The sequence below is a fragment of the Rhodococcus sp. C3V genome, assembly GCF_029269915.1.
GTDB lineage: Bacteria > Actinomycetota > Actinomycetes > Mycobacteriales > Mycobacteriaceae > Rhodococcus_F > Rhodococcus_F qingshengii.
Genome location: NZ_JARJBE010000003.1, coordinates 435,001 through 446,232, shown reverse-complemented (window position 1 = coordinate 446,232; position 11,232 = coordinate 435,001). Strand labels below are relative to the sequence as shown.

10 protein-coding genes are annotated in these 11,232 nt (G+C 63.9%); 6 read left to right on the top strand and 4 right to left on the bottom strand.

Annotated elements, in window-relative coordinates; translation table 11 throughout:
* Positions 1–26: 26 nt before the first annotated feature.
* A complete protein-coding gene (locus P3G66_RS11045; RefSeq protein WP_003945672.1) occupies positions 27–611 on the bottom strand; it encodes a class I SAM-dependent methyltransferase in 585 nt (194 codons plus the stop codon).
* A 143-nt stretch (positions 612–754) separates the two neighbouring features.
* Here P3G66_RS11045 and P3G66_RS11040 point away from each other — a divergent pair, with 143 nt between their 5' ends.
* The 3 genes from P3G66_RS11040 (at position 755) to P3G66_RS11030 (ending at position 3,776) form a co-directional block, all read left to right on the top strand.
* Positions 755–2,902: an MMPL family transporter gene (locus P3G66_RS11040; protein WP_276116532.1), complete on the top strand. Its 2,148-nt coding sequence runs from the start codon at positions 755–757 to the stop codon at positions 2,900–2,902.
* 103 nt (positions 2,903–3,005) lie between these two features.
* A complete protein-coding gene (locus P3G66_RS11035) occupies positions 3,006–3,416 on the top strand; it encodes a DUF302 domain-containing protein (protein WP_276116531.1) in 411 nt (136 codons plus the stop codon).
* Between the two features lie 90 nt (positions 3,417–3,506).
* Positions 3,507–3,776, top strand: coding sequence for a metal-sensitive transcriptional regulator (locus P3G66_RS11030; protein ID WP_007734349.1), 270 nt, complete (start codon positions 3,507–3,509; stop codon positions 3,774–3,776).
* 59 nt (positions 3,777–3,835) lie between these two features.
* Here the strand turns inward: P3G66_RS11030 and P3G66_RS11025 are convergent, their stop codons facing one another.
* A complete protein-coding gene (locus P3G66_RS11025) occupies positions 3,836–4,639 on the bottom strand; it encodes an alpha/beta hydrolase (RefSeq protein WP_003945829.1) in 804 nt (267 codons plus the stop codon).
* Between the two features lie 110 nt (positions 4,640–4,749).
* Between P3G66_RS11025 and P3G66_RS11020 the strand changes: the two genes are divergently transcribed.
* The gene (locus P3G66_RS11020; protein ID WP_007734348.1) at positions 4,750–5,685 is read left to right on the top strand and encodes a methionyl-tRNA formyltransferase; all 936 of its coding nucleotides are present in this window, start codon (positions 4,750–4,752) and stop codon (positions 5,683–5,685) included.
* A 44-nt stretch (positions 5,686–5,729) separates the two neighbouring features.
* Here the strand turns inward: P3G66_RS11020 and P3G66_RS11015 are convergent, their stop codons facing one another.
* Together P3G66_RS11015 and P3G66_RS11010 are read right to left on the bottom strand one after the other, a co-directional pair.
* Positions 5,730–7,505 carry an ABC transporter ATP-binding protein gene (locus tag P3G66_RS11015; RefSeq protein WP_276116605.1) on the bottom strand — a complete coding sequence of 592 codons (1,776 nt, stop codon included), beginning with the start codon at positions 7,503–7,505 and terminating at the stop codon, positions 5,730–5,732.
* A 23-nt stretch (positions 7,506–7,528) separates the two neighbouring features.
* Positions 7,529–9,283, bottom strand: coding sequence for an ABC transporter ATP-binding protein (locus P3G66_RS11010; RefSeq protein ID WP_249342967.1), 1,755 nt, complete (start codon positions 9,281–9,283; stop codon positions 7,529–7,531).
* 156 nt (positions 9,284–9,439) lie between these two features.
* Here P3G66_RS11010 and P3G66_RS11005 point away from each other — a divergent pair, with 156 nt between their 5' ends.
* Entirely contained in the window at positions 9,440–9,613 is a 174-nt protein-coding gene (locus tag P3G66_RS11005) for a hypothetical protein (RefSeq protein ID WP_164490548.1), read from the top strand.
* Positions 9,614–9,716: 103 nt separating this feature from the next.
* Positions 9,717–11,180 carry a trehalose-6-phosphate synthase gene (locus tag P3G66_RS11000; RefSeq protein WP_085989962.1) on the top strand — a complete coding sequence of 488 codons (1,464 nt, stop codon included), beginning with the start codon at positions 9,717–9,719 and terminating at the stop codon, positions 11,178–11,180.
* Positions 11,181–11,232 lie beyond the last annotated feature (52 nt).

Sequence of the window (11,232 nt, the reverse complement as noted above, 5' to 3'; positions counted from 1 at the left end):
AACGTGAAGGTGCGCTCCCGCCCTGGTCAGACCTGTTCCCACGGACCGAATTCGAGCAAAACGTCAATTGCCGTCTTACCGTCCTGCGGCCGAACGACATGTTCGAGGGCATAGACCCTCGATCCCTCCGCAGCGCGAGCGAGATCGGAAATACCGGGCAGAATGGTCGGTTCGGGTGGACCGCCCACACCACGATGGAAGTTCTCGATGGAATGCCCCAAATAGAGGACCCGTCCGCCGGGCGTCAGCCACTCCCCGACGCGCTTCAAGGTTGCGGCCAGATGGTCGACCTCGAGGTGAAGAAAGCTGACCAACACCAGGTCGACCAGCCCTTCCGGCTGCCACTCGGTCGCGTCGCCGACCTGCCAGTCGACAGCCTTGTCCCCGTCACTCGCCCGTGCCAGATCGATCGCCACCGACGAGTAGTCGACCGCAGTCACCGACCAACCTTGCCCAGCCATCCACCGCGCGTGACGGCCGTCGCCGCAGGCCAGATCGATCGCGGTGCCCGGTCTCAGATCGGAAATTCTTGTTGCGACGGTTCCCGCCGGGTCGACTCCCCATGGCTCCGTCACCGCTCGGTATCGCTCGTCCCAGTCGCGTGCGTCCATGATTGCTCTCCCATATCCGTTTCACCGTTTCAGATCGGACGGTGCCCCCAGCAGCATAGAGAACCCTCGAATGTGACAGATCGATACCCCCGGGGGTATAAAGGTGACGGACAGGAATACCCCCACCCGTATCAGGAGTGAAGATGTCAGCGACCAGAACAGTCACCGCGGACCCACCCACCCGAGCCGACGGCATACTTGCGCGTCTCGGTCGATCGATGGCGACTCACACCCGCCTCGTCGTCGGCGTCTGGTTGATCGCGTTGATCGCACTCGGCGCCGCAGCACCCAGCGTCTTCACCTCCCTGGCCGGCGCGGGTTGGCAGGCAAACGGATCCGAATCCGTGCAAGTTCGCGAGTTGGCCGAGCAGCATTTCGGTGGAAATTCCTCCGCCGCAGTACAAGTGGTCGTTCACTCGGATTCTCTACCCATCACGGATCCGTCGATGCAGCAAACCCTGGCCGCGGCAACGGAAATCTTTTCCGCGGACCCTCGCTTCGGCGAAGTGATCGCCCCGCAGCCCGGTATGACCATCAGCCCGGACGGACATACCGGCATCATGGTCGCGGGCGCCAACGCGAGTACCGACGAGATGGTCAGCGCGGTAGACGAACTCGGCAAGAAGCTCACGGGCTTGTCCACCGACACGATCGAGGTGTACCCGACGGGTGCGTCGGCGTTGTGGAGCGATTTCAACAAGGCCAATCACGAAGCCATGATCAAAGCCGAAATGATGTCGTGGCCCGTCACTCTCGCGATCATGGTGTTGGCCTTCGGCTCCCTGGTTGCCGCGGGTCTACCACTACTGCTGACGCTTGCGGGCCTGGTCGCTTCGGCGGGCGGGCTTGTAATCCTCAACGAGATCACGCCGATTTCCGTGTGGGCCATGAACTTCGCGATGATGTTCGCTCTCGCGCTGGGCATCGACTACGCACTCTTCCTCGTCGCCAGGTTCCGGGATGCATTGCGAGCCGATCCGGATCCAAGGGCCGCCGTGGCTCAAACCATGGACACCGCCGGCAAGGCTGTGGTCCTTTCCGGCCTCACAGTTCTGGTCAGTTTGTCTGCGGTTCTCATCGTTCCAGCCCCGGCCGTACGCACGATGGCTGTCGGAATCATGCTCGCTGTGATCTTCGTTCTCGCCGCAACACTCACCCTGTTGCCTGCCGTGCTCGGCAGGATCGGCGCGAAGGTCAACGGCGGTTCTCTACCGTATGCAAAGCGCCAGCAGCACCGCTCCCCGATGTTCGCAGGTTGGGCATCATTGCTGCACAAGCACCCGTGGCCATTCGGCTTCGGCGCCTTACTCATCCTGATCGCACTCGTTGTTCCGGTCTTCGGACTGAAGGTGGCAATGCCCTCCATCGCCGTGGTTCCCGAGGACGCCCCGGTTCGCCAGGGCTATGAACTGGTGCAGCAGCAATTCGGGGACGGCGCCCCGGGGATGTTGCAGATCGTCACGTCCGCCGACGATGCAGCCGACACCTCACGTCTTACCATGAGCGTTGACGGCGTGGCCATGGTCACCCCAGCGCAACAAGCTGCCGACGGGTCCGATCTTGTTATGCTGCAAGCAGTTCCCACCGTCGACCCGTCAGATCCTGCGATGGAAACCATCCTTGCCGACCTTCGGTCGCAACTGCCGGAATCGGCGCTCGTCGGCGGCGCTCCGGCCGAAAATCTCGACCTTCAGCAGGCACTCGACGACTACCTTCCCATCGTCGTGGTCGTGATTCTGACGCTCGGATTCCTGTTGCTGCTGATCGCCCTCCAGGCGCCTTTGATCGCCTTGATCGGCACGCTGGTCAGCCTGCTGTCCACTGGGGCCGCATTCGGAATCGCGAAGCTGATCTTCCAGGACGGTCACGGAGCAGGCCTACTCGGCTTCACCCCCCAGGGTTTCCTCAACGGGTGGGGTCCGGTCTTCTTCTTCGCCATGATCTTTGCGATCGCGATGGACTACACCGTGTTCCTGCTTTCGAGTGCCAAGGAGCACTACGAACGCACAGGCGACCCCGCGATCGCACACATGGACGGCCTCGCGCATTCAGGTCGGGTCATTGCGGCGGCAGCAGCGGTGATGGTTGCGGTCTTCTTCACTTTTGCGCTCGCAGATCCCTTGCCACCCAAGGAAATGGGCATCATTCTCGGCGTAGCTGTCCTCCTGGACGCAGTGCTCGTCCGCTTGGTGCTGCTGCCCGTTCTCCTACGCCTCACCGGCCGGGCAGCCTGGTGGGCGCCGGCATGGCTGCGTCGCGTCCTGCCGAACATCAGCTTCTCGCATGGCTGATCGTGTACCCGACATCACTGTCCTACTGATACCCCCAGGGGTATGATGGGGACAAGAGAAATCAAAGCCGGCGACAGTGACAGCCCACGACGAGGAGTGCGCAATGACAACACCCACAGAACCGATAGCGATCGCAACCAAGGTCACCGGAACCTTCGACGACGTCGTCACCCGCACGCGTGGCGCTCTCGCCGAGCAGGGCTTCGGCATCCTGACCGAGATCGACATGCAGGCAACACTCAAGGCGAAGCTGGACGAGGACATGGAAAAGTACCTGATCCTGGGTGCCTGTAACCCGCCGTTGGCCCATCGGGCAGTTTTGGTGGATCGTCAGATCGGCCTCCTGCTGCCGTGCAACGTCGTCGTCCGCGAAGATACGACTACCGAGAATTCGTTCTTCGTCGAAGCGATGAACCCTGCTCTCATGGTTCAGGTTTCCGGCGAACCCGGCCTCGAGTCCGTGGCAGCCGACGCAGCCGTCAAGTTGCGCGCGGCCGTCGACTCGCTGATCTGACACCGCAGTCGGATCAAACACTGAATCAAGCAGTGACATGCCCCCAGGGGTACCCTTGACCGCAGCACGAACACTCGAGAAGGGGCCACCATGACCGGCGACGAAGAGAGCATTGCGCTCGTATTGAACAGACTGCGTCGTGCCCACGGCCAACTTGCCGGGGTCATCTCGATGATCGAGAACGGCCGCGACTGCAAGGACGTCGTCACGCAACTCGCCGCCGTGTCCAAGGCGCTGGACCGAGCAGGGTTCAAGATCGTCGCTTCCGGGCTGCGTGAATGCCTGAGCGGTGACAGCGCGGAAGGTCAGGAACCGATGACCGAGGCCGAACTCGAGAAGCTGTTCCTGGCACTGGCCTGAAACATGAGAAGGGCCTGACCTGCAGTTAGCAGGTCAGGCCCTTTCTCGCGTGCGGAAAACTACTTCGCCAGGAAGTCGATCAGCACCTTGTTCACGGCCTCCGGACGCTCGAGGTAGCCGTAGTGCCCGGCGTCGGGAATCTCTTCGTACGACGCCGTCGCGATGCAGTCCGCCACCTCGCGGGAGAGGTAGGGCGGGATCATGCGGTCGTCGGCGAAAGCGACGGACAGGCACGGGCGCATGATCGACTTGTACGCACCCCGTCGATCGAAGGCGCGGTCCATACCGAGCTGTGCGCGAACACCCGGTGACGTTGCGCCGCCGGTGAACTCGAAGATATCCATCCAGTCGCGCGCCGAGTGATCGTCTGCCAGCGTGGCCGGCGAAAGGTTCATCACCGCGGTCACTGCGGCACGGTACTTGGCCGGCAGAGCGACGCCACTGTCGAACAACTGGCGCTCGCCCTCGGTCAGGACCTGCTGGAAATGATCCATCCGGGCGTGGCCGGCGAGGAACACTGCTTTGCGAACCAGATCGGGCCTGGCGAGCGTCAGTTCCTGCGCCACCCGGGCGCCCATCGAGGTGCCGATGACATGGGCCGGACCGCCACCGAGGTGCTCGATCAGTCCGGCGGTATCTGCGACCATGTCGGGCATCGTGATGCCGCCGAGGCTCTCGCCGGACGGTGCGATTCCGCGGTTGTCGAAGGTGCAGACTCGGTAGCCGGCGGCCACCAGCGCCGGGGTCTGGTGCAGATCCCAGACGCGGCCGGGGCTGCCGGTCCCCATGATGAGCACCACCAGATCTCCATCACCCTTGACCTGGTAATTGATGGGGATTCCGTTGATTGTGGCGACCGTCATGTCAGCCTTCCTCCTCGTACGTGTGATCAACAATTTTGGTTGGATAGCCTAAGCTGATGGGCGGTCGTGTGACCGCAACCCCAGCCCATGCTCGTCCAGGAGGACCCCCGTTGAGAGTCGCTACGCTCGGATACCAAACCTGGGGCCACCGTACCCTGCAGGCCTTGATCGACTCCGATCACGAGGTCGTGCTGGCAATCACACACCCGAAGAGCGAACACGTCTACGAACAGATGTGGGCGGACTCGGTTGCAGATCTGGCGGCCGAGAACGGTGTACCCGTTCACGTGGCGAACAAGCCTGACGACGCCTTCAAGGCCGCGCTGGCGGAAGCGGCTCCCGACATCATCGTCGCCAACAACTGGCGCACCTGGCTGCCGGCGGAGGTCTTCGACGCACCCAAGTACGGCACCCTCAACATCCACGATTCGCTGCTGCCCAAGTACACGGGCTTCTCCCCGCTCATCTGGGCTCTGATCAACGGCGAAGAAGAAGTCGGCCTTACGGCGCACCTGATGGACGAGGAACTCGATGCGGGCGACATCGTGCTGCAGCGATCGACGACGGTCGGCCCGACCGACACCGTCACCGATCTGTTCCACCGCACGATCGACATGATCGGCCCCATCACACTCGACGCCCTGGATCTGATCGCGTCCGGCCGTACCGACTGGACGCCGCAGGACCGATCGCAGGCCACGTTCTTCCACAAGCGTGCACCGCAGGACAGCCACGTCGACTGGTCCTGGCCCGCCGAGGTCATCGAACGTTTCGTCCGGGCACAGTCCGATCCGTACCCCAACGCTTTCGCCGAGTTCAAGGGCCAGCGCATCCGCATCCTGAAGGCGTCCGTCTCACGCGGGCACTACGGCGGAACCCCCGGCCGAGTGTTCATCCAGGAAGACGACGGCATGGTGATCGTCGCGGGCCCCGACGCGTGGTCGGGCAAGAACAAGGGACTGCGGATCGAGCGCGTCCGACTCGACGACGGCAGCGAGTACACCGCCGCCGAGTTCTTCCCCCACGGCGGCGGGTACCTCACCTGATCGCCGGATCAGACCCCCTCAGTACAAAACCCAGTACAAACCCCTCAGTCGCGACCTTCCCAGGCCGCCCACAGTTGTGCGTAACGCCCGCCCGCGGACACCAGTTCGCGGTGCGGGCCTTCTTCTACGATCTGACCGTGTTCGAGCACGATCACTCGGTCGGCGCCCGCGGCCTGGGTAAGCCGGTGTGCGACAACCAGAGTGGTGCGGCCCTCCGTAGCGGCGTCGGCAGTCGCTTCCAGTTCCCGCGCTCCGGCGCTGCCCGCCTCCGCTGTTGCCTCGTCCAGTACGGCGACGGCGGGATCGGCCAACACCAGTCTCGCCAAAGCCAACTGCTGCGCCTGCGCCGCTGTCATCTCGTGCCCGCCTTCGCCGACGACGGTCAGCATTCCCTCGTCGAGAGCCTCCACCCACTCGTACGCGCCGACCGTCCGCAGTGCCGCGGCAACGTCCTCGTCCGAGGATTCGGGAGCCGCCAATCTCAGATCCTCGATCAGGGGTCCGGCAAAGACATGGACCTCCTGACTCACGATCGCGATGTGGCGTCGTAGGTCGTCGAGGTCGGCAAGCGGGACACCGCCGATCGACACCCGGCCCGACGTCGGAGTGATCGAACCGGCAGCGATCGCCGCGAGCGTCGTCTTTCCGGCTCCGGTCGAACCGACGAGCGCCACGCGCTCCCCCGCTCGCAGTATGAGGCTCACTCCGTGGAGAACCTCATGACCACCGTCGTAGCTGTGCCGAATGTCATCCAGACGCAGCGAACCGTCGGCCGGAACGGAACCTGCATCCGTCGAAGGCTCCGTTTCCTCGATCTCGACGACGCCGACCAGTCGCGCGAGGCTGGCGCCGGCCGACTGCACTTCGTCGAAGGTGTAGAGCAGCGAGCCGATCGGGTTGAACAGGCGGTGGAACAGCAGGGCAGCAGTCGTCGTCTGGCCGACTGTCACGACGTCCTCACGGACCAGCAGGAATCCGACGACGAGAATCATGGACAGGCCCACGAATTCGGCGCGGTTACCTCGACCGGCGAACCTCGTGAACAGGCCGAACACTCCGACTGCCAGATCGCGCGCTTTTGCCGACGCCGCATCGATCTGCCCGAGGTGTTCCTTCTCGAGGCTGTACGCGCGGACCGTCTTCGCACCCTGGAGACTGCTGATCAGCGCTTGTGAACGAGCGCCCATCGCTACCCGCTCGGCAGCGTAAACAGGAGCCGAGCGTGGCAGGTACCACTTGAGCGCCAGCGCGTACATCGGCAGCGCGACCATTCCGGCCAGACCGAGTCGCCAGTCGAGTCCGAGCATGGTCACCATGCTCAGAGCCACGAGCAGAACCGCCGCGATCATGCCGGGAACCACGTCGGACACGGCCTTGGCGATCACCGACACGTCGTCGCCGACACGCGAGAGCAGATCGCCCTTACCGACCTTCTCGACGGTCTGGATCGGCAGTCGCAGTGCCCGGTCCACGGTCCGCTCTCGCAGATCCGCCAGGATCGTCTCACCGAGCCGCTTGATCAGATAGGCAGCCACACCGGTGAACACACCGCCCACGATTGCGGCAGCGGCGATGATCACGACCACCCCGACGATCGTCGACGTGGGCGCGTTGTCCCGGACCCGGTCGACCAGGACGCCGAAGACGTAAATCGGCACCAAGGCCATCGCCGACGCCGAAGCCGCGACGATCAGGACCAGCAGGCTCTGCATCCGGTGTTCGGTCAGCGCCGCCCGCAACCACTTCCAGGTCTGGCGACCACTCGCGATCGGCAACAACTCGCGCTCTGTCACCTTCTCTGCGTTCTCCCCGGCCGGCATTTCGGTTGTCGTGTCCGTGGCCGTCACCGCAGCACCGCTCCTCGGTAGTTCGCGTCGCCGCGAGAGAGTTCGGAATGTGTGCCCGTCGAGGCGATCACTCCGTCGTTCAACACGATCACCCGATCCGTCACGGCCAGCAAGGCGGGGCTGCTGGTGATCAATACCGTCGTGTGGATGCCACTGGCACCCTCGTGCCGCAGTTCTGCGATTCCTTCGGCGATCGATGCCTCGGTAACCGCGTCCACCGCCGTCGTCGGATCGTGCAGGACCATCACGGGTGCCTGTGCCACCAAGGCGCGCGCGAGGGCGACGCGTTGCCGCTGGCCTCCCGACAAACTGGCGCCCCGATCGGTCACTTCGAGGTCGAGACCGTCCGGATGTGCGTCGACGACATCCGCCGCTGCCGACGCCACCAGAGCACTCTGGATGTCGAGAGCAGCGGCATCACCGGCGCCCGCGGTGACGTTCGACGCAAGCGACCCGGAAAACAGATCGGTGATGTGCGGCTCCACCAACACCGTCCGACGTGCCAATCGCAAGTCCATGTCGGACAGGCTGATTCCGCCAACCCTCACCACTCCGCGATACGCGTCCTGCGCCAGCTGACCGGACAGGACCGCGACAAGGGCGTCGGCGTCCTGCGGCTGGTAAGCCACGACGCCCAGCAGTTCTCCGGCAGGCAGATGCAGATCGATGCCCTTGAGCGATTTGTACTCGACTCCGTCGAGAGTCAGGTCGGTGCCTTCGAGTTCGGTCTGCGAACCCGCGCCACGCAGTGGCTCCGCGTCCAAGACCAGTGCCAGTCGATCCGACGACGCTCGCGCCACCGCGAAGTATCCGGGAATGGACGCAAGCAAGCCGAGCGGTTCGATGATGAACTGCGCAAGCCCCACCACGGTGATCAGTTCACCGACCGTGATCCGGCCCTGCAACGCGAAGTATCCCGCGAAGCCCGCAACACCGACCGCGAGCAACGCACTGACGGTCGCGGCAACGCCGGTGTAGATACCGGTCGCCTTGGCCGTGCCGATCGTCGATGCGAGCGCTTGACGGCTGACCGTGCGGTAGCGCGCCGACGCGGTCTTCTCGCCGCCGACACCGCGCAGCGGACGCAATCCGCTGACCAGATCCGTAGCCATCGCCGACGCCCGAGCGATCGACGCCTGCTGACCGGTAGCCCTCGACGTGATGAGAGGCGCCGCCAATTGCAGCAGACCGAGAATGACCGGCGTTCCGATCAGAACGGCCAGCCCCAGCCAGAGGTCGATCCACACCAACGCCACCGCCGACGCCACCGCAGCTGTCAGGGCCGCAGCGGCGCGCGGGACGATGTCCGCGATCCACGAAGTCTGCTCGGCATCGGATGTCGAGACTGTCAGCAATTCACCCGAACGCAGATCGGTGCGCACCCCACGCGGATCGAGGACGCGGTGCGCCACCTCGAGCCGGAGGCGATGAGCCTCCTGCTGCATCGCGGTGACGATGAAGCGTGCGCCGAAGCGCCACGCGGCCGTCAGAACGAGAAACAGAGCCGCGAGACCGACGATGGAGACGATCAGGGCCGTGGTGTCCGAAGTCTCCACCGCACGGTCGATGATCACACCGATGGAGATCGGCACCGCCGTCTCGGTCAGTTGGTGCAGACAGACCAGAACTGTGCCGATGGCGAGCGGGCCACGGTTACGGACGAGGACACGTCGCAAAATCGCAGCACCGCTGTGATTGCCACTATCCGGCTCGTCCGAGTCGACGGTCACACTCGAGGGGGTCGAACTCATGGAACTCCAAGCATCGATGGAAGCGATAAAGTTGAGTACAGAGATAAGTAAGTCGACCCTAATACATGAGCAACTAGCGTCGACACGCCCAGTTCTCATAGAGTCGCGAGTAAGAACCATTGCTTGCGCCGTGCAGGCAAGCACGAGAGGAACATGATGGCTGAGAACACGACCGTCGAAACCGAGATCGCGGACGAGGACCTCGAGCCCGTAGCGGACGAAACTGCTCGTCAGGCACAGCGCGTCGTCGCTGCCTACGCGGAAGATGCCGACGAGTGCAGGATGCTGCTCTCGATGCTCGGTATCTCCCCCGCCGCCAAGCTCGACTGAATCTTTCCCTCACCAACCGAGAAGGAACCACGTGCCTGTCAGTCCGGATTCGACCAGTTCAACCCTTTCTGACAGCGCACCTGCTTCTTCGACCGGTGAAGCCGTGTCCGGGCAGGCTGAGTTCGTTGTCGTAGCGAACCGCCTGCCCGTCGACTTGGAACGGCTTCCCGACGGCACCACCCGCTGGAAGCGAAGCCCCGGCGGACTGGTCACCGCTCTCGAGCCGATCCTGCGCAGCAATCAGGGCGCGTGGGTGGGCTGGGCGGGGGTGGCGGACGCCGAGCTCGACCCCATCGTCGAAGACGGACTCGAGCTCTACCCCGTGCCGCTGAGCGCCGAGGAGATCAACGAGTACTACGAGGGATTCTCCAACGCCACCCTCTGGCCGCTCTATCACGACGTCATCGTCAAACCCGAGTACCACCGCGAATGGTGGAACGCCTACGTCGAGGTGAACCGGCGATTCGCCGAAGCCACCTCCAAGGCAGCGGCACAGGGCGCGACAGTCTGGATCCAGGACTACCAGCTGCAGTTGGTACCGAAGATGCTGCGGATGCTGCGCCCCGACCTGACCATCGGCTTCTTCCTGCACATTCCGTTTCCCCCGGTCGAGCTGTTCATGCAGATGCCGTGGCGCACCGAGATCGTCGAAGGCCTCCTCGGCGCCGACCTCATCGGCTTCCACCTTCCGGGTGGCGCACAGAACTTCCTGTACCTGGCCAGACGCCTTGCCGGGCAACAGACTTCACGTGGAACCGTCGGCGTCCGCTCCAAACTCGGTGTGGTGCAAGTAGGTTTCCGTAGCGTCCGCGTCGGCGCCTTCCCTATCTCCATCGACTCCGGCAAGCTCGACGAGCTCTCGCGCACCAAGGCAATTCGAGACCGCGCCAAGCAGATTCGCAAAGAACTCGGCAACCCCAAGCACATCATGCTGGGCGTCGACCGCCTCGACTACACCAAAGGCATCGACGTCAGGCTCGCTGCGCTCCACGAACTTCTCATGGAGAAGCGCATCGATCCCGCCGACACCGTCATGGTGCAGCTGGCGACCCCGAGCCGCGAACGCGTCGAAAGCTACGTACAGATGCGCGGAGACATCGAGCAGAAGGTCTCCCGGATCAACGGCGAGTTCAGTGAAGTCGGCCGCCCCGTCGTCCATTACATCCATCGGCCGATCCCACGCGACGAACTGGTCGCGTTCTTCGTCGCCGCCGATCTCATGCTCGTCACGCCGCTGCGTGACGGCATGAACCTCGTCGCGAAGGAATACGTCGCCTGCCGCAGTGATCTGGGTGGTGCATTGCTGCTCAGCGAATTCACCGGTGCCGCAGCAGAACTCCGCCAGGCATTCCTGTGCAATCCTCACGACCTCGACGACGTCAAGGATTCGATGGAGAAGGCCCTCAATCAACCGCGCGAGGACGGCCGGCGCCACATGCGTGCGCTACGTCGTCAGGTCCTGACGCACGACGTCGACCGCTGGGCGCGCTCGTTCCTCGACGCGCTCGCACACGGCGGTGCCGCAGGCCCGGCGCTGATCGCCCCGGCCGAAGCACAAGACCACTGAGGACAGTGCACAAAGGCTGGGGCCGCGGAGAGTGAATCTCCGCGGCCCCAGC

Coding starts and splice junctions, on each gene's coding strand:
- P3G66_RS11010 (WP_249342967.1), bottom strand. CDS start 9,283: ATGAGTTCGACCCCCTCGAGTGTGACCGTCGACTCGGACGAGCCGGAT.
- P3G66_RS11035 (WP_276116531.1), top strand. CDS start 3,006: ATGACAACACCCACAGAACCGATAGCGATCGCAACCAAGGTCACCGGA.
- P3G66_RS11015 (WP_276116605.1), bottom strand. CDS start 7,505: ATGCCGGCCGGGGAGAACGCAGAGAAGGTGACAGAGCGCGAGTTGTTG.
- P3G66_RS11045 (WP_003945672.1), bottom strand. CDS start 611: ATGGACGCACGCGACTGGGACGAGCGATACCGAGCGGTGACGGAGCCA.
- P3G66_RS11030 (WP_007734349.1), top strand. CDS start 3,507: ATGACCGGCGACGAAGAGAGCATTGCGCTCGTATTGAACAGACTGCGT.
- P3G66_RS11025 (WP_003945829.1), bottom strand. CDS start 4,639: ATGACGGTCGCCACAATCAACGGAATCCCCATCAATTACCAGGTCAAG.
- P3G66_RS11040 (WP_276116532.1), top strand. CDS start 755: ATGTCAGCGACCAGAACAGTCACCGCGGACCCACCCACCCGAGCCGAC.
- P3G66_RS11005 (WP_164490548.1), top strand. CDS start 9,440: ATGGCTGAGAACACGACCGTCGAAACCGAGATCGCGGACGAGGACCTC.